Origin of the sequence: Nitratireductor mangrovi (genome assembly GCF_007922615.2) — a bacterium.
GTDB lineage: Bacteria > Pseudomonadota > Alphaproteobacteria > Rhizobiales > Rhizobiaceae > Mangrovimarina > Mangrovimarina mangrovi.
Map to the genome: position 1 here is coordinate 2,068,765 of NZ_CP042301.2, position 20,501 is coordinate 2,089,265.

General features: G+C 65.7%; 18 protein-coding genes and 1 other RNA gene. 6 read left to right on the plus strand and 13 right to left on the minus strand.

Annotated elements, in window-relative coordinates; translation table 11 throughout:
• Entirely contained in the window at positions 1-1,023 is a 1,023-nt protein-coding gene (rsmH, locus tag FQ775_RS10200) for a 16S rRNA (cytosine(1402)-N(4))-methyltransferase RsmH (RefSeq protein WP_146297964.1), read from the minus strand.
• Positions 1,020-1,487, minus strand: coding sequence for a division/cell wall cluster transcriptional repressor MraZ (mraZ, locus tag FQ775_RS10205; RefSeq protein ID WP_146297965.1), 468 nt, complete (start codon positions 1,485-1,487; stop codon positions 1,020-1,022). Before mraZ ends, rsmH begins: the two co-directional genes overlap by 4 nt.
• 417 nt (positions 1,488-1,904) lie before the next feature.
• On the opposite strand from mraZ, the gene FQ775_RS10210 reads away from it, so the two are divergent.
• Entirely contained in the window at positions 1,905-3,020 is a 1,116-nt protein-coding gene (locus FQ775_RS10210; RefSeq protein WP_146297966.1) for a cystathionine gamma-lyase, read from the plus strand.
• 85 nt (positions 3,021-3,105) lie between these two features.
• Here FQ775_RS10210 and rnpB read toward each other — a convergent pair.
• The 9 genes from rnpB to FQ775_RS10255 form a co-directional block, all read right to left on the minus strand.
• An RNA gene (gene rnpB, locus FQ775_RS10215) (RNase P RNA component class A) lies at positions 3,106-3,536 on the minus strand.
• A gap of 68 nt (positions 3,537-3,604) precedes the next feature.
• The gene (locus FQ775_RS23940) at positions 3,605-4,252 is read right to left on the minus strand and encodes a lytic transglycosylase domain-containing protein (protein WP_432420068.1); all 648 of its coding nucleotides are present in this window, start codon (positions 4,250-4,252) and stop codon (positions 3,605-3,607) included.
• 476 nt (positions 4,253-4,728) lie between these two features.
• A complete protein-coding gene (locus FQ775_RS10225) occupies positions 4,729-5,493 on the minus strand; it encodes an N-acetylmuramoyl-L-alanine amidase (protein ID WP_146297967.1) in 765 nt (254 codons plus the stop codon).
• A complete protein-coding gene (locus FQ775_RS10230) occupies positions 5,490-6,209 on the minus strand; it encodes a J domain-containing protein (protein ID WP_146297968.1) in 720 nt (239 codons plus the stop codon). The genes FQ775_RS10225 and FQ775_RS10230 overlap by 4 nt, the downstream gene beginning before the upstream one ends.
• Positions 6,210-6,396: 187 nt before the next feature.
• Complete coding sequence (locus FQ775_RS10235) at positions 6,397-6,690, minus strand: hypothetical protein (protein WP_146297969.1); 294 nt, start codon at positions 6,688-6,690, stop codon at positions 6,397-6,399.
• A gap of 147 nt (positions 6,691-6,837) precedes the next feature.
• Positions 6,838-7,362, minus strand: coding sequence for a winged helix DNA-binding protein (locus FQ775_RS10240; RefSeq protein WP_146297970.1), 525 nt, complete (start codon positions 7,360-7,362; stop codon positions 6,838-6,840).
• Positions 7,363-7,364: 2 nt separating this feature from the next.
• Positions 7,365-8,669 (minus strand): TRAP transporter large permease, encoded by a 1,305-nt coding sequence (locus tag FQ775_RS10245; RefSeq protein WP_146297971.1) that lies wholly within the window; start codon positions 8,667-8,669, stop codon positions 7,365-7,367.
• A complete protein-coding gene (locus tag FQ775_RS10250) occupies positions 8,669-9,226 on the minus strand; it encodes a TRAP transporter small permease (RefSeq protein WP_146297972.1) in 558 nt (185 codons plus the stop codon). The genes FQ775_RS10245 and FQ775_RS10250 overlap by 1 nt, the downstream gene beginning before the upstream one ends.
• Before the next feature lie 100 nt (positions 9,227-9,326).
• Complete coding sequence (locus FQ775_RS10255; protein WP_146297973.1) at positions 9,327-10,298, minus strand: TRAP transporter substrate-binding protein; 972 nt, start codon at positions 10,296-10,298, stop codon at positions 9,327-9,329.
• 156 nt (positions 10,299-10,454) lie between these two features.
• Here FQ775_RS10255 and FQ775_RS10260 point away from each other — a divergent pair, with 156 nt between their 5' ends.
• Complete coding sequence (locus FQ775_RS10260) at positions 10,455-14,096, plus strand: hydantoinase B/oxoprolinase family protein (RefSeq protein WP_146297974.1); 3,642 nt, start codon at positions 10,455-10,457, stop codon at positions 14,094-14,096.
• A 9-nt stretch (positions 14,097-14,105) separates the two neighbouring features.
• Here the strand turns inward: FQ775_RS10260 and FQ775_RS10265 are convergent, their stop codons facing one another.
• Positions 14,106-14,495: a cupin domain-containing protein gene (locus FQ775_RS10265; RefSeq protein ID WP_146297975.1), complete on the minus strand. Its 390-nt coding sequence runs from the start codon at positions 14,493-14,495 to the stop codon at positions 14,106-14,108.
• Between the two features lie 151 nt (positions 14,496-14,646).
• Between FQ775_RS10265 and FQ775_RS10270 the strand changes: the two genes are divergently transcribed.
• Both FQ775_RS10270 and FQ775_RS10275 read left to right on the plus strand, forming a co-directional pair.
• Complete coding sequence (locus tag FQ775_RS10270; RefSeq protein ID WP_146297976.1) at positions 14,647-15,447, plus strand: HAD-IIB family hydrolase; 801 nt, start codon at positions 14,647-14,649, stop codon at positions 15,445-15,447.
• A complete protein-coding gene (locus FQ775_RS10275) occupies positions 15,447-16,676 on the plus strand; it encodes a glycosyltransferase family protein (protein WP_146297977.1) in 1,230 nt (409 codons plus the stop codon). The genes FQ775_RS10270 and FQ775_RS10275 overlap by 1 nt, the downstream gene beginning before the upstream one ends.
• Here FQ775_RS10275 and FQ775_RS10280 read toward each other — a convergent pair.
• A complete protein-coding gene (locus FQ775_RS10280) occupies positions 16,667-18,454 on the minus strand; it encodes a sugar phosphorylase (protein ID WP_146297978.1) in 1,788 nt (595 codons plus the stop codon). The genes FQ775_RS10275 and FQ775_RS10280 overlap by 10 nt on opposite strands.
• A gap of 136 nt (positions 18,455-18,590) precedes the next feature.
• Here FQ775_RS10280 and FQ775_RS10285 point away from each other — a divergent pair, with 136 nt between their 5' ends.
• A complete protein-coding gene (locus FQ775_RS10285) occupies positions 18,591-19,835 on the plus strand; it encodes a BtaA family protein (protein ID WP_146297979.1) in 1,245 nt (414 codons plus the stop codon).
• Positions 19,835-20,500: a class I SAM-dependent methyltransferase gene (locus tag FQ775_RS10290; protein WP_146297980.1), complete on the plus strand. Its 666-nt coding sequence runs from the start codon at positions 19,835-19,837 to the stop codon at positions 20,498-20,500. Before FQ775_RS10285 ends, FQ775_RS10290 begins: the two co-directional genes overlap by 1 nt.
• Position 20,501 lies beyond the last annotated feature (1 nt).

The following is a 20,501-nucleotide window of genomic DNA, read 5'->3' on the forward strand; positions in this document are numbered from 1 at the left end:
CTAGTTCCTCTCCTGTCCGCGGGCTACCGCCGGCAGCGACGGCAGGCCGAAAATCGAATGGTCCTCCGCCCCTGGCGGCGTTGCCGTCCGCGTTGCGGCGCGCAATTTCGCGGAGCGGGCGCGCGGGTTGCGTGCCGCTTCGTGGTCCGACGCCGCGACCATCCGGTCGGGCTTTTCGAAGAGCTCAGGCTTGGGCGCCGCCTCGGGCAGGTGGCGCGAGCCGCCGCCGCCGCCGGCGCGATCGGACAGGAAGCGCTTCACGATCCGGTCTTCGAGCGAATGGAAGGTGACGACGGCCAGCCGGCCGCCCGGGCGCAGCGCACGCTCGGCGGCAAACAGCGCCTTCGCCAATTCGCCGAGTTCGTCGTTGACGAAGATGCGCAGGCCCTGGAAGGCACGGGTGGCCGGATGGATCTTGTCGCGCGGATGGCGGCCGACCAGTGCCTCGATCGCATCGGCAAGGTCGAGCGTGCGCATGAAAGGACGATGGGCGCGGCGCTTTTCGATCATCCGCGCGATGCGGCCGGCATGCCGCTCCTCGCCGAGAATGCCGAAAATGCGCGCCAGATCGGCCGCCTTGAGCGTATTGACGATCTCGGCCGCGGAAGGCCCCGCCTTTTCCATGCGCATGTCGAGTGGCCCGTCGCGTCGGAAGGAAAAGCCGCGTTCGGCCTGGTCGAGTTGCATGGAGGAGACGCCGATGTCGAGCACGACGCCGTCGACCGCCTCGGCAGCGATCCGGTCGAGGTCGGAAAAGCGCCCCTCGACCAGCCGCAATTTGCCGCCGGAAGCCGTTGACAGTTCCCTGCCCGCCTTGATCGCGTCGGGATCGCGGTCGATGGCGATCACATTCGCGCCCGCCTCGAGCAATGCCGCCGAATAACCGCCGGCCCCGAAGGTACCGTCGACAATCACCGCGCCCGGCTTGATCCGCAGGGCGTTCAGAACCTCATCGAGCAGAACCGGAATGTGGCGAGCCGGTCCGCCACCGGCGTCCTCACGGGCACCGGGGCCCGCCATCATTCCCGATCCCCGCTCGACCGTTTTTCTGCGGCGGACTGCCGGAGCTTCAGGAGCCGCGCCCTCACCTCTGCACCATAAGAACGCAGCCTGCCCGGCTCCCACATCTGGAAGAAATGCCCCCGCCCCACAAAAGCGACATCCGCATCGATACCCGTATGTTCGCGCAGGAAATCGGACACCTGGATGCGCCCCTCGCGATCGATCTTCAGGAACGCCCCGTCGCCATGGCAGAAGAACGACATGTCGTCGGCGGTCTGCAGGAACGGATCCTCCTCCCCGATCCGCGCCTCGTAGCGATCGAGCAGATCGAGCCCGCCAACATCCAGCGCCGGCACGTCCAGCGCCCTCAACGCGTAGAGCTCCGAAAAGCCGCGCTTCTGCAACACCGTACGGAAATGTGCCGGCACGGAGACCCGCCCCTTTGAATCGATCCGGTTGATGGAACTCGACAGAAAACGGTCCATGACTCGATACAGCCGCCTTCGCCGCCGCGCTTGCCTTCATCACATCGTCCGCGCCGCAGCACGGTCCCCAGTCGCCGCCGCCCGGGACCCCGCCAGCAACAAAGCGCCGCCAGCCGTCCGCCCCCGTAGCGGCCGGCTTTTTCGACGCTGAACTCGTCACTGGAACGAAGATCGGAATGTGATTTTGGGATATCATGGGCCAATATGGGCGTCAATGGGAACGTCCCGTTTATCTCCCCGCAGAGCCGCTTTTGCGGCGCATTTTTCCGGTTCGCCCCGTATTTGTGCCTTGTTAAGCCTAACGAAGCGTTAGGACTCGCCATGGCGCCTTGCACGAGCCCGCTTTGCGGGACTACTAAGCCTGCCAGGAAGGCGCGCGCCGATGCGCCTGTCACCTCGGTTCCGGAAATCTCCGCCATGAGCGAAACGTCTAAAAGCCGCGCCGCGCGCCTGCCCCATCTGCGCCGCGAAACGCTCAGGAAGGGCGACCCCGTTCCGCTGCCGCTGACGATGGCGGCGATGTTCCACGTGCCCGGTGACCCGACCGGCTTCAGCCAGTACGGCCGCTTCACCAATCCGACCTGGGATGCTGTGGAAAAGCTGCTCTCGCATCTGGAAGGCGCGACCGCCGTCGCCTTTCCCTCGGGCATGGCGGCGATCTCGGCGGTCTTCTTCGGATTGCTGAAGAGCGGCGACAAGGTCTTGCTGCCGGCTGACGGCTACTACACGACCCGCGTGCTGGCGGACCGGTTCCTGACACCGATGGGTATCGCGGCCGAGACACGGCCGACGGCAACTTTCCTCGACGGCGGGTTCGCTGGGTACCGGCTCGTCTTTGTCGAGACACCCGCCAATCCGGGTCTCGACATCTGCGATATCGCGGCTGTCGCCAGCGAGGCGCGCGCCGCCGGCGCCATCACCGTCGCCGACAACACCACCATGACACCCTACGGCCAGCGTCCGCTCGACCTTGGCATCGACGCGCTCGTGGCCGCCGACACAAAGGCACCGAACGGCCATTCGGATACGCTTTTCGGGCACGTCGCGAGCCGCGACCCGGCCATCATCGAGGCGGTGACCGACTGGCGCAAGCTCGCCGGCGGCATCCCGGGGCCATTCGAGGCCTGGCTTGTCCACCGCGGTCTGGAAACGCTGGAACTGCGCTTCGATCGCATGTGCGCCTCGGCAGAACTCATCGCGCGCCGCCTGAGAGAGCACGCCGCCGTAAGAGCCGTCCGCTATCCGGGACTGGAAGACGACCCGGCCCACAACCTCGCCCGCGCGCAGATGGAGCGTTTCGGCTTCCTGGTCGGGCTGACACTTGGTTCGATGGACCGGGCCGAGGCCTTCATCGACCAGTGCGCCCTCATCCAGCCAGCGACCTCTTTCGGCGGCGTTCACACCTCGGCCGAACGCCGGGCGCGCTGGGGCGACGCCGTCGATCCCGGCTTCGTGCGCCTGTCGGTCGGCTGCGAGCCTGTTGAGGAACTGTGGGGTGCGATCGAAGCGGCGCTCGAAGCCGCCGGGCAGTGATTTGCCCGGCCTGCTTGAATCGGATTGCAAAGGCCCTGAATCACCTTCGACAGCACCGCCGCCACAGCGCTGATCTGAAAGGAAAAATACCAGTCGGCCTGTAAGCCGGGTTCTGTATGGCCCCGGCACCCTGAGGCGCCGGAACGTGGCGGCCATTCCTCTGGGACGGACATTGCTGTCCGCCTCAAGCAACCAACCCGGATGACTGGGCCGGAAACCGCCCGGAAGTTGCCTTCCACGCCATCCCTATTCGGTCTTGCTCCCGGTGGGGCTTGCCGTGCCACTTCTGTTGCCAGAAGCGCGGTGGGCTCTTACCCCACCCTTTCACCCTTGCCCCGCCGGCAAAGCGGCCGGCATGCCGGCGGCCGATTTGCAGGCGGGGCGGTTTGCTTTCTGTGGCGCTTTCCCTGGGGTCGCCCCCGCCGGTCATTTACCGGCACCGTGTTTCCATGGAGCCCGGACTTTCCTCGCTTGCAGCCTTTCGGCGTTTGCAAGCGCGGCCGCCCGGCCGACTGGCACTGCGCATAAAGGCATCCGCGGGCGAAAACGCAAGTGCGAAGACGCTTTCGCCCGCGCGATCGCGGTCACCCCTTCAGGTGGCGCTTCACCTTGGCGCAATAGGCGGCCGAGATGCGGTTCATGCGCTTGGCGCCGTGACCGGCATTGTATTTGAGGATCGTGCCGCAGGTGGACCCGCCGCCGAGCTTGTGGGCCTGGCCCAGGTACTTCATGCCATATTTGATATTGGTTTCGGGGTGGTAGAGACCCTTGGCAGATCCCGAATAACCCATCATGCGCGCCGTCGCCGGCTTGATCTGCATCAGGCCGATCTCGCCCGCCCGGCCGCGCGCATTGGGACGGAAGTTGCTCTCCACGCGGACCACGGCCGTGGCCAGCGAAACGGGCACGCCATAGCTCGCCGCGTAGCGGCTGATGATGCCTCCGTAGCTGCCCTTGGCGACGACCACGGGCTTGGCCGCAGCCTTGTCCGCCTTGCCCGGCGCCTGTTTGGTCGTGCGGGCAGCCTTCTCCTTACTGCTGCTCCGGGCGACCTTGGCGACGGCATCGGGCCGCCGCACCGAGCCGGTCAGCACGTTGTCGATCGCCTCGCTGCCAGCGCTTTCGGCCGCCGCCTTGGCGTAGCTCGTCGCGTAGCGCACCTCTTCCTTGCCTTCGGCGATCGGCCGCGGGCGCTGAGGCTCGGCTTCATCCCGGTTACTGCGGGGACTCATGGGGTCGTCGGCGCCGCTGAGCTTCCCATCTGTCGCCTTCTCGATTGCGCGGCTGCCAGCGCTCTCGGCATGCGCCCTGGCGTAGCTGGTGGCATAGCGGATATCGTCCCCGCTCGGCTCCGTTGCCGATCCCTTCTTCGTGTCCTTCCGGTCGGCCGCCTTGCCCGCCTCGGCGAAGGCCTTTTCCATATCGGCCGGCCGGCGGCTCGTCGGCTGTTCCTGCGCGTAGGCAACAGGGATCGTCAGTCCAGCGACGAGGATCGCCGAAATCAGGCTGCTTTTCTTCATGTTATGGCTGTTGTCTCAGGCTTGGCGGTCCCGCTCCAGGCCGCTCCGTTTCTTTTGCCCGGGCCAACACAAAGGATTGCGCCCGGACGCGAATGACCGCCGATTGCCGGGCGATTGGGCGTCAAAGATGTCCGTCAAGCTCAAATTTGTTGTCGGCCTGTTACACGCTAACGGCGAAACGTCGCATCTTACGCAACGGCACGATCGAGCGTATCGATCAGCCGTGCGAGCGTTTCCTGCGTGGAGCGATCGGCAACGCCGTCGACACGGCTCGGCCTGAAATGGCGCTGGAAGGCCTCGACGACCACCCTCGTCCTTTCGTCGAAAATACCTGTTGTTTCAATATCATACCCATAGAGACGCAATTGCTCTTGTATGCCCTTGACCGCGAAACCTTCGCTCCCGGGCTTGGTCTCTTCGGCGTCCGCGATCGGCGACGGCGTCACCAGATGGCCGACGCCGGCCGCATGCAGGAGGTCCCACGGAAACTTTTCCCCGGGATCGATCTTGCGGCCGACAGCCACGTCGGAATGAGCCAGCACGCGCTCGGGCGCGACAGCATGCCGCGCTGCAACATCGCGGCAAAGCGCGATCACGGCGTCGATCTGAACCGCCGGAAAGTCCGGATAGCCAAGGAAGTGACCAGGATTGACGATCTCGATGCCGACCGAGCGCGAATTGATGTCGGTCTCGCCTTGCCAGGAACTCTTGCCGGCATGCCAGGCCCTCGCGGCCTCCGGCACCATCTGCACGACCGCGCCGTCCTCGTGGACCAGATAATGACTGGAGACGCCACTGCGTTCATCACACAGCCAGTCTTCCGCGCCCTGCGCGCTTTCCATGCCCGTATAGTGCAAAAGGATCATGTCGGGCGCCGTGACCGCGACCCTCTGCCCGAAATTCGGTGAAGGTCGGACACGCGCGCCGCGAAAGTCGGCGGCAAAGCCGCTCATGCGCTGACGCGGCCGCGCTCGATCGCCTCGAAGGCGGCATTGACCGCGGCGATGCGGTCATTGGCGATGGCGACGAACTCCTCCGGCACCCCGCGCGCGATCAGCCGGTCCGGGTGGCCTTCCGCCACCAGTTTGCGGTAGCGGGCGCGGATCTCGTCGAATGGCGCGTCGCGGGTGACTCCCAGCACGACATAAGGATCGTCGGGGCCGGTCATGGCGTGGCGCGCCAGGATCGCCTCGAACCGGCCCTCATCAATGACGAAGATTTCGGCGATGCGGCGCAGGAAGGCGACCTCGCGCTCGTGCAGATAGCCATCCGCCTTGGCGATGTGGAACAATCCGTCGAGAATGTCCTCGAGCATCTGGCAATTGGGTGCGCCGGACCCGCACAGCCTGGCCATGCGCTCGGCATAGGCCTCGAAGCCGGCGGTGTCGGTCATCGCCAGATCGTAGAGCCGCGCCACGTTGCGCTGCTGTTCCTGGGGAACCGCGAAGATCTCGTGGAAGGCGCGCACTTCGTCTTGCGTCACAATGCCGTCGGCCTTGGCCATCTTGGCTGAAAGCGCGATCATGGCGATCGAGAACGCAACCTTGCGCCGCAGTTCGGGATCGCCTTCGAAGGCGGTGCGCACCGCCTCGACCACGTCGGAAACGCCCGAGACGGCGCCCGCCGTCACCCGGGAGATGAAATCGCCAAATCGACCCCAGATCGACATGGGGACTGTCTAGTCGGAATCGGCGGCGGTGGCGAGTGCAGTTCTGCTCCGGCGATCATGGGTCGCAGGCTCGCTCAATCGTATTTGGCCGAAAGCGGCAAAATTATTCCCGGGTTCTGCGGCAAGAACCACGGAAAAAGCCGGCGCGAGGCCGGCTTTCTCGTGGAAAACTCACCGAAATCCGTGATTATTCGGCCGGACGAATTTCCTCTTCCTCGGCAGGCTGCTCGGGAGCCGCCTCGGTCTCGGCCGGCGCGGCCTCGTCCTGATCAGGCTCGACGCTCTGCGTCGTGGTGTCGTCCGTCGCCGGAGCGTTCTCCTCCTCGAGCGGAACCGCGTTGGGATCGGTCGGCTCCAGGGGCAGCGTCTCCTGCACCTCCGGCTCCGTGCTCTGCGTGGTGGTCATGTCGGTGTTGTCGCTGCAGGCGGCAAGGCCGAGCAGGGCAAGCGCCGACGTGGAGGCGATGATCAGTTTCTTCATGACGTACTCCTTCCTCTCCATGACCCGTTGTTCGGGCGGTCGCCGGGGAAATGCCCGGTCAGGAGATTCGTTTCGTCACTTCGCCTTACCGCCGGACACAATCCGTAACCGGAGTACCGGTCGTTCCCAACACCCGGCGCCGGCACTTCAAAGGCTGGTCGCGCTGCGTGCGGCCTGGTCGTACTGCCCCGAGACCGCGCGCATCATGGCGGCGATGCCCGACAGCGCCTGCTCGTCGAGATTGAGGCGCTTCATGCTCGCAACCAGCAGCGCCTCGCGCACCTCGTGGTAACGGTCGCAGGCGGCGATACCCGCCGGCGTCGCCCTGACCGTCTTCTCCTTGCCGCGCCGACCGGTCTTGACCAGGCCGATCGCGGCCAGCTTCTTGATCGCGTAGGAGACCACGTGCACGTCCTCGATGTTGAACATCATGCACAGTTCGCCGAGTGTCTTTTCGCGGCCGCGATGATTGACGGCATGCAGCAGATGCACCGCCACCGGCTGCAGTCCCGGCACGCCGGCCGCCGCCATGCAACGCACCATCCAGCGCTCGAAGGAATGGTGCATCAAGGTCATCGCGAACTCTATCTCCGACAGCGCCGGCATGGCGCCGGCGGCCAGATGGGCGGCCGTCACGACCGGCCCGACACCGCGTTTTACCGGTTCCGACATCGTCACCTCGCCAGCATCGTCTGCGGCAGCCACAGCGCCAGTTGTGGAAACAGGACGATCAGCGCGACGGCGACGATCATCATCAGGAAGAAGGGCAGCGTCATTCCCGCCACCTTGAGGATATTCTGGCCGGTAAGCCCCTGGATCACGAAGAGGTTGAAGCCGACCGGCGGGGTGATCTGGCTCATCTCGACCACCAGCACGAGGTAGATGCCGAACCAGATGATGTCGAGGCCGGCCGCCTCGACCATCGGCAGGATGACCGAGGCGGTCAGCACGACGATGGAAATGCCGTCGAGGAAACAGCCCAGGACCACGAAGAAAAGCGTCAGCGCCGCCAGAAGCGCGTACGGTGACAGGTCCATGCCGGCGATGAACTCAGCGAGCGCGCGCGGAATGCCGGTATAGCCCATCGCCACTGTGAGCACCGAGGCGCCGGCCAGAATGAGCACGATCATGCAGGACGTGCGCGAAGCGTTGCGCAGCGCCTCCACGAAGGTCGAATGGTCAAGCGTGCCCGTGAACCACGACAGGAGGAGCGACAGGACGACGCCCACCACAGCCGCTTCGGTCGGCGAGGCGAAGCCCCCATAGATCGAGCCGATGACGCCCGCGATCAATGCCAGGATCGGGAAGAGCCGCCGCGTCTGCCAGAGCCTTTGCAGATAGGGCACACGTGGATCCGGATCCGGCATGCGGCTGGCGTTGAACAGCGCCCAGACCGCCGTATAGCCCATGAACAGTGCGGCCAGCATCAGGCCCGGCACGATGCCGGCGATGAACAGCCGCGCGATCGATTGCTCGGTCGCGGCCCCGTAGACGATCAGGATGATCGACGGCGGAATGAGCAGGCCGAGCGTTCCCGACCCGGCCAGCGAGCCGATGGCCATGCGCTCGTCGTATCCGCGCCTGTCAAGTTCTGGCAGCGACATGCGGCCAATCGTGGCGGTGGTAGCGGCGGACGACCCCGAAACGGCGGCGAAGATGGCACAACCTAGTATGTTGACGTGCAGCAGCCGGCCGGGCAGCCGGCGCATCCAGGGGGCGAGGCCGGCGAACATGTCCTCGGCCAGCCTGGTCCGGAACAGGATTTCGCCCATCCAGACGAACATCGGCAGCGCGGCAAGGTCCCAGGAGTTGATCGCCCCCCAGACGGTAGTGGCCATCACCGCGCCCGGCGGCACCGGAACCATCAGGAAGATGGCCGCAAGCCCGGCCACCATGAGCGCCAGCGCGACCCAGAGGCCCGAGGCCAGCAACAGGAGCAGGATGACGCCAAGCGTCAGGGAGATGGTCAGGAGGTCCATCAGAATTCCTCGCCTGCGGTAACGTCAGGAGCGGCCGTGACATAGGACGGCTCCCGCCCCGTCAGCGCCGCCGTCAGATCGTCGAGCAACGCGACCGTGAACACGCCGATACCCGCTGCCATCGCCGCCTGCGGAATCCACAGCGGGATGGCGACAATGCCGTATGAGACCTCGTTGAAGCGGAGGCTGTCGGCGGAGAGCCGCACAGCGTACCAGAAGAAGAAACCGGCGACGGCGGCCGCCAGCGCCAGCACCGCGACCTCGAAAGCCCGTCTCGCCGCTGGCGGCAGGTGCCCGATCGCCAGTGTGACGCGGATCTGCACGCCGCCGCGCAACGAGCCGGCCAGAGCCAGGAACGAAGCCGCCACGAGCAGAAAGCCGGCGATCTCGGCCAGCGACGGCACGAGGAAGCCGTATGGTGGCAGGCCGAACAATGCCAGCCCGGCATCGGTGACCCGTCCCGCCACCTGCGCAAACACCAGCAGCGCGATCAGGCACAGCGCAGCCATGGCCAGCCATTCGGCGAGGCCGTACACGCGGTCGAGAAATTGACGCATCGTCATAATCCCCGCTTCGACGATTGTCCGCCTCGGCGGATGGGCCCGCCGGGCGCATGAGACCCGGACGGTTACACACCGTCCGGGAATGTCAAAGCGGTCAGTTGTTGTAGGCGTCGAGGATGGCCTTGCCTTCGTCGCCCGCCTTTTCGGCCCACTCGGCGGCCATCTGGGCCCCGATCTCGGTCAGCCCCTTCTTGAGCTCTTCGCTCGGTGCCGAAACGGCGATGCCATTGTCCTTCAGCACCTGGGTCTTTTCATCCGTCTCCTTGACCGAAGCTTCCCAGCCGCGCGTCTCGGCGGCGGCTGCAGCCTCGATCACGGCGTTCCGCTGATCCTCGGGCAAGGCGTCGAAGGCGGCCTGGTTGACGAAGACGATGTTGCGCGGCAGCCATGCCTGGGCGTCGGAGTAATGCGACAGGAAATCCCAGACCTGCGAATTCGCGCCGGTCGAGGGTGAGGTGATCATGGCCTCGACACGACCGGTGGCGAAGGCGGTCGGCAGGTCCGGCACCTCGACCTGGGTCGGCAAGGCACCGGCAAGTTGTGCCAGGCGCTCGGTGGCGGCGTTGTAAGCGCGCATCTTCAGGCCCTTCAGGTCATCGACCGACGAAATCTCCTTCTTGGTATAGATACCCTGCGGCGGCCACGGCACCGAGAACAACAGTTGCAGGCCCTGCTCCTGCAGCTTCGCGGCAAGCGTCTCCTTTGAAGCCGCGTAGAGCTTCCTGGCATCGTCATAGCTGGTCGCCACGAAGGGGATCGAATCGACCTCGTAGACGGGGTCTTCATTGGAAAGGCGCGAGCCGAGAATCTCGCCGATCTGTGCTAGGCCCTGGCGCACTGCGTTCTTGATGTCGGGATGCTTGAACAGCGAGCCGCCGGAGTGCACCGTGATCTCGAGCCCGCCATTGGTGGCGGCCTTCACGTCGTCGGCAAACTGGACGATGTTCCGGGTGTGGAAATTGGTGTCGCCATAAGGCACCGGCATTTCCCACTTGGTCTGCGCGAAGGCAGAACCGGAGAAACCGACGGCCATGGCCAGAAGTGCGGTCTTGGTGAGGTGGTGCATGCGGAAGTCTCCCATCTTGCGAACCGGCGACGGATGTTCCCTTTCCCGTCGCAGCAGGTCCAGACTGCGCGCTCAAACAAATTATGTCAACAAATTATTGACGTTTTATCGAAGTCGTGGTTTTGATCCGGGCCACCGAACACGAGGGAACCACCGATGACCGCAGGCAAATGGGATTTCTGGATCGACCGCGGCGGCACGTTTACCGATATTATCGGCCGCGATCCCGCGGGTGAACTCCACGCCCGCAAGCTGCTCTCGGAAAACCCGGAAGCCTATCGCGACGCTGCGGTCCAGGGCATTCGCGATCTGCTCGGCCTGACGCCCGGCGACGCCGTGCCCTCCGGGCGGATCGGTGAGGTCAAGATGGGCACGACGGTGGCGACCAACGCCCTTCTCGAACGCAAGGGTGACCGTGTCCTTCTCTTGATCACCAAGGGCTTTCGCGACGCGCTCAAGATCGCCTACCAGGCCCGACCCGACATCTTCGCAAAGGAGATCCTGCTGCCCGAACAGCTTTACGAGCGGGTGGTCGAGATCAAGGAGCGCGTGCGCGCCGACGGCCAGGTCGAAACCATGCCCGACTTCGAAGCCGTCGAGGGAGAGATCGCGCAGGCGAAGCGTGACGGCATCGATGCCGTCGCCATCGTCTTCATGCATGCCTGGAACGCGCCCGGCCACGAAGTGATGGCGGCCAGCCTTTGCCACCGGCTTGGCTTCTCGCAGATCTCGGTCAGCCACCAGATCTCACCGCTGATCAAGCTGGTCGGCCGTGGCGACACCACCGTGGTCGATGCCTATCTGTCGCCGATCCTGTCCCGCTATGTGCAACAGGTGGCTCGCGAGTTGAACATCGAGACCGAGGGCGAGGCAGCCGCCAAGTCGCCGCGGCTGATGTTCATGATGTCATCGGGCGGCCTGACCGCTGCCGACAAATTCCAGGGCAAGGACGCGATCCTGTCGGGACCGGCCGGCGGCGTCGTCGGCATGGTCGAGACGGCACGCATCGCCGGCTTCGAAAAGGCGATCGGCTTCGACATGGGCGGCACCTCGACCGACGTCACCCATTATGACGGCGAGTACGAGCGCGCTTTCGATTCCGAGGTCGCCGGTGTTCGCATCCGCGCCCCGATGATGCGCATCCATACCGTTGCCGCCGGCGGAGGCTCGGTGCTGCATTTCGACGCCGGGCGCTTCCGCGTCGGCCCCGACTCGGCCGGCGCCAATCCCGGCCCGGCCTGCTACCGGCGCGGCGGCCCGCTCGCCGTCACCGACGCCAACGTCATGCTCGGCAAGCTGCAGCCGGACTTCTTCCCCGCCATCTTCGGCGCGGGCCAGGACCAGCAACTCGACCGCGAAGTGGTGCGGGCCAGGTTCGAGGAGATGGCGGCGGCGATCGGTGATGGTCGCACTCCGGAGGCAGTGGCGGAAGGCTTCGTCACCATCGCCGTGGAAAACATGGCCAATGCCATCAAGAAGATCTCGGTGCAGCGCGGCCATGACGTCACCGGCTACCTGCTCAATTCCTTCGGCGGCGCCGGCGGCCAGCATGCCTGTCTGGTGGCCGACGCGCTCGGCATGGAATCGGTGCTCATCCACCCGTTCTCCGGCCTGCTCTCGGCCTATGGCATCGGACTTGCCGCCGTCTTCGCCTCGCGCCAGCAGGCGCTTCTGAAACCGCTCGCCGAGAGCTCGATGGAAGAGATCGGGCTGACCGTTCGCGCGCTGAGGGAGGCGGTTTTCTCCGAACTTACCGACCAGGGCATCACCGAGGACGAGATCGCCTGGCGGCCCATGCTGCAGGTCCGCTACGACGGCACCGACACGCCACTGCCGGTCGATTTCGAAGGCCGTTCAATCTCGGATGCGGTGGCGCAATTCGAGGCCGCCCACAAGGCGCAGTTCGGTTTCGTTTACGACGACAAGCCGATGATCATCGAAGCGATCAGCGTCGAAGGGATCGACATGCGCGACGTCGGCGCCGACGAGGCCGAGGCGGCGCTCGAAAGGCGCGACGCCACGGCCGGCGCCACGACCCGCATCTTCTGCGAGGGCGAATGGCGCGAAGCCGGCGTTTGCCGCCGCGCGGAACTCGCCCCGGGACATCGCGTCGCCGGGCCGGCGCTCATCATCGAGGACCACCAGACCATCGTTGTCGAGCCGGGCTGGCAGGCCGAGATCACCGCCCGCAACCACGTGCTTCTGACGCGCGCCGAGCGCAAGGCGCGCCAGGCGGCGATCGGGACCGAGGCCGATCCGGTGATGCTGGAGGTCTTCAACAACCTCTTCATGTCGATTGCCGAGCAGATGGGCGTGACGCTGCAGAACACCGCCTACTCGGTCAACATCAAGGAACGGCTCGACTTTTCCTGCGCCGTCTTCGACCGCGACGGCGCGCTGGTCGCCAACGCGCCGCACATGCCGGTGCATCTGGGCTCGATGGACCGCTCGGTCGAGACCATCATCCGGCTCAACGAAGGCAAGATCGCGCCCGGCGACGTCTTCGCCCTCAATGCCCCCTATAATGGCGGCACCCACCTGCCCGACATCACCGTGGTCACGCCGGTGTTCGACGATCAGGGCAAGGAGATCCTGTTCTGGGCAGCCTCGCGCGGCCATCACGCCGATGTCGGCGGCACCGCTCCGGGCTCGATGACGCCGCTCGCCACCACGGTCGACGAGGAAGGCGTGCTGTTCGACAATTTCCGCCTCGTCGAGCGCGGCCGCTTCCGCGAGAGGGAACTGCACAACCTCCTGACGGATCACCCCTGGCCGGCCCGCAACCCGCACCAGAACATCGCCGATCTCAAGGCGCAGATCGCCGCCAACGAGAAGGGTGTCGCCGAACTCAGGAAGATGGTTGCCCATTTCGGGCTCGACGTCGTCGAGGCCTATATGGGCCATGTGCAGGATAACGCCGCAGAGAGTGTGCGCCGCGTGCTCGACCGCCTGCCCGACGTCTCCGAGTACGAATACCCGACCGACACCGGACAGGCGGTCAGGGTCAAGATCACGATCGACCGCGACAAGCGCGAGGCGACCGTCGACTTCACCGGCACCTCGCCGGTGATGAAGAACAATTTCAACGCGCCGGAGCCGGTCGCGCGCGCGGCGGTACTTTACGCCTTCCGCGTCATGGTCGAGGACCAGATCCCGATGAACGCCGGCTGCCTGCGGCCGGTCAACATCATCATTCCCGAAGGCTGCATGCTGCGCCCCGCCTATCCGGCCGCGGTCGTCGCCGGCAATGTCGAGACCTCGCAGCACGTCACCAACGCCATGTTCGGCGCCATGGGCGCGCTCGCCAACGCCCAGGGGACGATGAACAATCTCACCTTCGGCAACGACGAATACCAGTATTACGAGACCATCTGCTCGGGCTCGCCGGCCGGCCGGATGAATGACGGGCGCGGTTTCACCGGCACGTCAGGGGTCCACACCCACATGACCAATTCGCGGTTGACCGACCCGGAGGTGCTGGAACTGCGCTTCCCGGTGCTGCTCGAGGATTTCCATGTCCGCGCCGGTTCGGGCGGCAAGGGCAAGTGGAATGCCGGCGACGGCACACGCCGCACCATCCGTTTCCTTCAGGAGATGGAGTGTGCGATTCTCTCGTCGCACCGCGCCAACCCGCCGCGTGGCCTCGCCGGCGGCGGCGATGGTCAGGTCGGCCGCACCGAGGTGCGCCGGCTCGACGGCAGCCTGGAGCAGCTGAAGGCCTGCGACCAGACCGTCGTCAAGGCGGGCGAACAGGTGATCGTGACCACGCCGACTGCGGGAGGATATGGCTCCGCGTAAGTGCCGCGCCTACTCCAGATTGGTCTGGATCCAGCGCGGCGACAGGTGGATGTCGACGGTCTGCAGCCGTCCCGGGCCGAGATTGACGAAGCGGTGCGGCACGCCGGCGGGGCCGAGCACGGTTTCGCCCGCCTCGGCGTCGATCACTTCGTCGCCGACGAAGAAACGGGCGCGTCCCTGCTGGATGACGAAGACCTCGTCATAGGGATGCACATGCAGCACCGGGCCGATGCCCGGCTCGTCATTGCCATAGGTGAGCACCGTGATGCCGGTCCCCAGCACTTCGCCATTGACTGAGCCTCGGTACGGGCCCGGAACACTGCCGTCGAAGAGTTTCGCCTTGGCCGGCGGCCGGCCATCCGGTGTCACCGTGGCGGGATCGAAATCGCGTCTGGACATGCTGCCGGTGCTCCTGACGGTAACAACGAGGGCGTCAGGGAATTGGTTGCCGAGCGCTCCTCATGTCAACCGCCCGTGCAACGCAAGGCAGTCGATTCCTGACGGCCACCGACAGTTTGCACCGCGTCGCTGCTGCCGCTAGACCGGGAGCATGATCGTTTTCTCGGACCTGGACGGTACGCTGCTCGACCACGAAAGCTACGACCACCATGCCGCCCTGCCCGCGCTTGCAGCCCTTGCGGCGCGGGCGGTCCCGGTCGTGGTCGCCACCAGCAAGACCGCTGCCGAGGTAGGGCCGATCCTTGCAAGGCTCGGCCTCGACACGCCGGCGATCGTCGAAAATGGCGGCGGCATCGCCTGGCCGAAAGCTGGCGCGGCCGACGCGGAGCCGTGCTACGGCGACATTCGCGCCTGCCTCGACGCTCTTCCCGGCAAGCTCAAGGGCTGCTTCGCCGGCTTCGGCGACATGGATGCAAGACGCATCGCGGCACTGACCGGGCTCGGGCGCGCCGACGCCGCGCGCGCTGCCGACCGCGCCTATTCCGAACCAGGGCTGTTCAGCGGCACCGACGCGGAACTGACCGCCTTTCGTCGCCATCTAGCCGGTCATGGCCTGTCGGCGGTGCGCGGCGGGCGTTTCCTGACCATTTCGCGCGGCGTTTCCAAGGCGAAGCGCATGAACGAGGTTCGCGCCATGCTGGAACGGCGCGACGGCCGCCGCTACCACCCGCTGGTCGCGCTGGGCGATGCCGAGAACGACCGCGACATGCTGGAGGCAGCCGACCTGGGCGTCGTCGTTGCCAACCCCGCGCACGAGCCGCTTGCCGAACTCGACGGCGAGGCCGACGGCCGCATCATCCGCACCGAACTGCCCGGCCCGATGGGCTGGAACGCGGCGATCATCGAAATCCTCAGACGGCTCTCCGGGCCGGATGCCGAAGGAGTTTCCTAGTGGGCGACTTTTCCCAGACGGGCGCGATCACGACGCTCCACAACCTGACCCGGCGCTCGGCAGAAGAGCTCGAACAGGAACTCGTCGCCTATGCGAGCAGCCGCCCGGTGACGCTGATCCTGCCGTCGCTGTTTTCCGAGCTCGAGGGCGACGCCCTGCCCGCGATCGTGGACGAACTGGCGCAGGTTCCCTATCTGAACCGGATCGTGATCGGCCTCGACCGCGCCGACCGCGACCAGTTCGCCCATGCCCGCAGCTTCTTTTCGAAGCTGCCGCAGGACCATGTCATCTTGTGGAACGATGGCCCGCGGCTGCGCGCGATCGACGCGAAGCTCGCCGAAGCGGGCCTCGCCCCGACCGAGCCCGGCAAGGGCCGCAACGTCTGGTACTGCCTCGGCTATGCGCTCGCCGCCCAGAACGCCGACGTCATCGCCATCCACGACTGCGACATCGTCACCTATTCCCGCGACCTGCTGGCGCGCCTCGTCTACCCGGTTGCCAATCCGGCCTTCCGCTACGTGTTTTCCAAGGGCTACTACGCCCGCATCGCCAACAACACCATCAACGGCCGGGTCTGCCGGCTGCTGGTGACGCCGCTCCTGCATGCGCTCAACCTGACCGTCGGGCCGCACAACTACATCGACTACCTCTCCGCCTTCCGCTATCCGCTCTCGGGCGAGTTCGCCATGCGCGTCAGCGTGGTCCCCGACATGCGCATCCCGACCGACTGGGGCCTGGAGATCGGTGTATTGTCGGAGATGCGCCGCAACACCAGCGCCCGCGCCATCTGCCAGGTCGACATCGCCGACATCTACGACCACAAGCACCAGGACCTGTCGCAGGAGGACCGGACAAAGGGGCTGTCGCGCATGTCGATCGACATCACCAAGGCGATCTTCCGCAAGCTGGCGACCGAGGGCGTCATCTTTTCCGCCGGGACGTTGCGCAGCGTCAAGGCGACCTATTTCCGCGCAGCCCTCGACCTGATCGAAAGCTACCACGCGGACGCGCTGATGAACGGGCTGACGCTCGACCGGCACAAGGAGGAGCAGGCAGTCGAACTCTTCGCCGCCAACATAACCGCCGCCGGCGAGGTCTTCCTGGAGAACCCGAGCGAAACGCCGTTCATTCCCAACTGGCGTCGTGTCAACGCCGCCTTCCCCGGCCTGTTGTCCGAACTGGCCGACGCGGTCGCCAGGGACGGCGCCGATGGCGGGCTTCAGGGCTGACGAGTGCTTCTCGGTGCACGCGCCCGGTTGCTGATCCATACGCACTGATAGGGTTCAAGCACGATCTCGCCCGCAGCGGGATGAAGCACCTCCCCGCTCAACAGGTCGACCCAGTTTTCGCCGGCGATCATGTTCAGGCTGACGAAAGTCAGCGGCTGCGGCCGCGCGGTCACGTTGTGGACGGCAAAGATCGACTGCTCGCGGTCGAGGCTCTGACGCCAGACGCCGAACAGCGCAGTGCCCAGTTGCAGGGTGTATTGGGTCGCGTTGGGGTGGAAGGCCGGCTGCGCCGTTCGGATGCGGATGCGCCGGAGCATTTCCGCCAGCACCCCGGCATGCGGGTCCGCCGGGTCGGCAAGCCGTTCCTCCAGGCGCGGATAGTCCCATTGATGGCGGTTGATGGAGCGGTTGTGGCCCGTACGCGCAACACGCTCATGGTCGTTGGAGGTGGCAAGCAGGCTGTGAACATAGAAGGCCGGAACACCTTCCAGCGCCATCATCACGGTCTGCGAACAGATGAAGCGCGCCAGTTGCAGCCCATCCTCGCCATCGCTGGCCGTCCCCTTCAATGCCTCGTATAGCGAAACATTGATCTCGTAAGGCCGCTCGCCCCCGCCGGGCGCCGAGCGCATCGAGACCAGGCCACCGAAGCCCTGAATGGTCTCGATCATGCCGGCGATCGCCTCGTCGTCGAGATAGCCTTCCGCCGGCCGCAGCCCGATGCCGTCATGGGAGGCGAGGAAATTGAAGTAGAAACAGCCGAGCGGCGCCGGCGGCATGCGCATTTGCCAGTGGTTGAGAAGTTCGGAGGTGCCATAGAGCAGCGCATGCACCATCAGCGGCGGAAACGAGAAATTGTAGACCGCATGCGCCTCGTTGCGGTTGCCGAAATAGGCGATGTTCTCGAAATTGGGAACGTTGGTCTCAGTGATCAGCACCACCGCCTCGTCGGCATAGTCGGCAAGTGTCCGCATCAGCCGCACGATCTCGTGCGTGCGTGGATGATGGATGCACGGCGTGCCGACCTCCTTCCAGATGAAGGCGACGGCGTCGAGCCGTATCGTGCGCACCCCGCGATCGATGTGAAAGCGCATGATGTCGATGAATTCGACCAGAAGCTCCGGATTGCCAAAATCGACGTCAACCTGGTCGTGGCTGAAGGTGCACCAGACATGCTTTTCGCCAGCAGGCGTCTCCACCGCGCGCAGCAGCGGCTGCGGGCGCGGCCGCACCACCGCGCTCAGATCGGCGGCGGGATCGGCCGTGACGAAATAGTCCCGGCCCGGCGCCTGATCCTGGAGGAATTGCGTGAACCAGGCGCTGGAACTCGACACGTGATTGAGCACCAGATCGGCCATCAGCCGGTAGTCGGCGCCGAGCCGGGCCAGATGGTCCCATGAGCCGAGATCGCTGTTGACCCGCTTGTAGTCGACGACCGCGAAACCGTCATCCGAAGTCCACGGGAAGAACGGCAGCACGTGAACGCCGTTGATCGCGCCTTTCAGATGCGTGTTCATGAAATGATGCAACAGGGTGAGCGGCGGGTGCTCGCCGTCGATCAGCGAATTGCCGTAGGTGATCAGCACCGCGTCCTTTTCGCTCCAGGGCGGCGCATTGGTGCGGCGCGCCTTGGGGCGGATGCGTATCTCGGGCCGATCGGGCCAGAACGCCGCGATGATCCGCGCCGCGATGCCGTCCGTATCGCGCCCCGGATAGATGAAGTCCAGATGCGCCTTGAGCTTGCGCCTGAGCAGGGGCGGGACGGTCGGGCCGGACATTCGGCGATATCAGCTTATTGCAGCGCAACATGCAAGCCGGCCGCGGCCCATCGGCCTGCGCCGGCAAACTGTCACGCGCCTGTCATCGCGCTCGCATACCCGCTTGCAAACGCCCTCGCTCCGGGATTCGCGAACCATGACAAACCTGTCGGCCGAGATCGGCCTATCCGCCAGCCGCCCCATCGGCGAAGCCGTCTACCAGCATCCGGCCATGTCCAGAGCCGGCCTGTCGGAGCGGCTGTTCGCGATGCTTTTTTCCGGTCTCGTCTATCCGCAAATCTGGGAAGACCCCGAGGTCGACATCGCCGCGATGCGGCTCGGCGAAGGGCACCGCGTGGTCACCATCGCGTCCGGCGGCTGCAACGTGCTTTCCTATCTCGCCAGATCGCCCGCCAAGATCGACGCCGTCGACCTCAACCGGGCGCATGTCGCGCTCAACCGGCTGAAGCTGACCGCAGCCGCCAGCCTGCCCTCGCATGGCGATTTCCTGCGCTTCTTCGGCGAGGCCGGCAACGGCCACAACGGCGACGCCTATGACCGCTTCATCGCGCCGCGCCTCGACCAGGCCTCGCGCCGCTACTGGGAAGGCCGCGACTGGACCGGCCGCCGCCGCATCGGCGTCTTCAACCGCGATTTCTACCGCACCGGGCTGCTTGGCCTGTGCATTTCCGCCGGCCATTTCGTTGCCCGCATGCACGGCGTCGACCCGCGCGAGATCATGACCGCGCAGACGCCGCGCCAGCAGCGGCTGTTCTTCGAGGAGAGGCTGAAGCCCCTGTTCGAAAAGCCTCTGGTGCGCTGGGCGACGTCGAAGAAGGCGTCGCTGTTCGGTCTCGGCATTCCGCCGGCGCAATATGACAGCCTCATCACCTCCGGCGAAGGCACGATGGCCAGGGTGCTGGAAGCGCGGCTCGAAAAGCTCGCCTGCCATTTCCCGCTCGCCGACAACTACTTCGCCTGGCAGGCCTTCGCCCGCCGCTATCCCAAGGCGGGCGAAGCCGCCCTGCCCGCCTATCTCGAACGGCGAAACTTCGCCACGATCCGGACCAATGCCGGCCGCGTTTCGATCCACCGCGCCAACTACGCCGAGTTCCTGCACCGCAAGCCCGCCAACTCGGTCGACCGCTATGTGCTGCTCGATGCGCAGGACTGGATGAACGACCGCCAGCTCAACGAGTTGTGGGCGGAGATCATGCGGACCGCAGCACCCGGCGCGCGCGTCATCTTCCGCACCGCCGCGCTGCCGACCATCCTGCCCGGCCGCGTGTCGGACGATCTCCTGTCGCGATGGCGCTACGAGGAAGAGGAATCGGCCGAGCTCGGCGCGCGCGACCGCTCCGCCATCTATGGCGGCTTCCACCTCTACGTGCGCAAAGACTGATGGCCACGCACGCCCACAACCGTGACCACGCGGCGCTGATGGACGGCGTCTACCGGGTCCAGCGCCATTTCTACGACCTCACCCGCAAATATTACCTCTTGGGACGCGACCGGCTGATCCGCGACCTCGACGTGCCGGCACGCGGCTCGGTGCTCGAACTCGGCTGCGGAACCGGCCGCAATCTCGTGCTCGCCGGCCGTCGCCATGGCGACGCGCGGCTCTTCGGCCTCGATATCTCGGCCGAGATGCTGGCCTCGGCCGAAAAGGCGATGAAGCGCAACGATCTCGCTGACCGCACCACGCTCGCCCGCGCAGACGCGACCGGCTTTGACGCCGAAGCGCTGTTCGGCCGCAAGACCTTCGACCGCGTCTTTGTCTCCTATGCCCTGTCCATGATCCCCGGCTGGGAAAGGACGGTCGCCGCCGGGCTCGACTGCCTGGCGTCCGGTGGCTCCCTGCACATCGTCGACTTCGGCGGCCAGCAGGGCCTGCCCGGTTGGTTTCGCACTGGCCTCAGGGCTTGGCTCGGCCGCTTCCACGTCACGCCACGCGACACGCTGCGCGAAGTGCTTGAATCGGAATGCCAGCGGACCGGCGCAAGCCTTTCGTTCGACTCTGCTTTTCGCGGCTATGCGGTCCTGGCGACGCTGCGCCTTCCGGCCTGAA

Coding starts and splice junctions, on each gene's coding strand:
- FQ775_RS10245 (WP_146297971.1), bottom strand. CDS start 8,669: ATGGACCTCCTGACCATCTCCCTGACGCTTGGCGTCATCCTGCTCCTG.
- FQ775_RS23940 (WP_432420068.1), bottom strand. CDS start 4,252: ATGAGTCCCCGCAGTAACCGGGATGAAGCCGAGCCTCAGCGCCCGCGG.
- FQ775_RS10235 (WP_146297969.1), bottom strand. CDS start 6,690: ATGAAGAAACTGATCATCGCCTCCACGTCGGCGCTTGCCCTGCTCGGC.
- FQ775_RS10230 (WP_146297968.1), bottom strand. CDS start 6,209: ATGTCGATCTGGGGTCGATTTGGCGATTTCATCTCCCGGGTGACGGCG.
- FQ775_RS10280 (WP_146297978.1), bottom strand. CDS start 18,454: ATGTCCGGCCCGACCGTCCCGCCCCTGCTCAGGCGCAAGCTCAAGGCG.
- FQ775_RS10285 (WP_146297979.1), top strand. CDS start 18,591: ATGACAAACCTGTCGGCCGAGATCGGCCTATCCGCCAGCCGCCCCATC.
- FQ775_RS10270 (WP_146297976.1), top strand. CDS start 14,647: ATGATCGTTTTCTCGGACCTGGACGGTACGCTGCTCGACCACGAAAGC.
- FQ775_RS10290 (WP_146297980.1), top strand. CDS start 19,835: ATGGCCACGCACGCCCACAACCGTGACCACGCGGCGCTGATGGACGGC.
- FQ775_RS10260 (WP_146297974.1), top strand. CDS start 10,455: ATGACCGCAGGCAAATGGGATTTCTGGATCGACCGCGGCGGCACGTTT.
- FQ775_RS10225 (WP_146297967.1), bottom strand. CDS start 5,493: ATGAGCGGCTTTGCCGCCGACTTTCGCGGCGCGCGTGTCCGACCTTCA.
- FQ775_RS10250 (WP_146297972.1), bottom strand. CDS start 9,226: ATGCGTCAATTTCTCGACCGCGTGTACGGCCTCGCCGAATGGCTGGCC.
- FQ775_RS10210 (WP_146297966.1), top strand. CDS start 1,905: ATGAGCGAAACGTCTAAAAGCCGCGCCGCGCGCCTGCCCCATCTGCGC.
- FQ775_RS10240 (WP_146297970.1), bottom strand. CDS start 7,362: ATGTCGGAACCGGTAAAACGCGGTGTCGGGCCGGTCGTGACGGCCGCC.
- rsmH (WP_146297964.1), bottom strand. CDS start 1,023: ATGATGGCGGGCCCCGGTGCCCGTGAGGACGCCGGTGGCGGACCGGCT.
- mraZ (WP_146297965.1), bottom strand. CDS start 1,487: ATGGACCGTTTTCTGTCGAGTTCCATCAACCGGATCGATTCAAAGGGG.
- FQ775_RS10265 (WP_146297975.1), bottom strand. CDS start 14,495: ATGTCCAGACGCGATTTCGATCCCGCCACGGTGACACCGGATGGCCGG.
- FQ775_RS10255 (WP_146297973.1), bottom strand. CDS start 10,298: ATGCACCACCTCACCAAGACCGCACTTCTGGCCATGGCCGTCGGTTTC.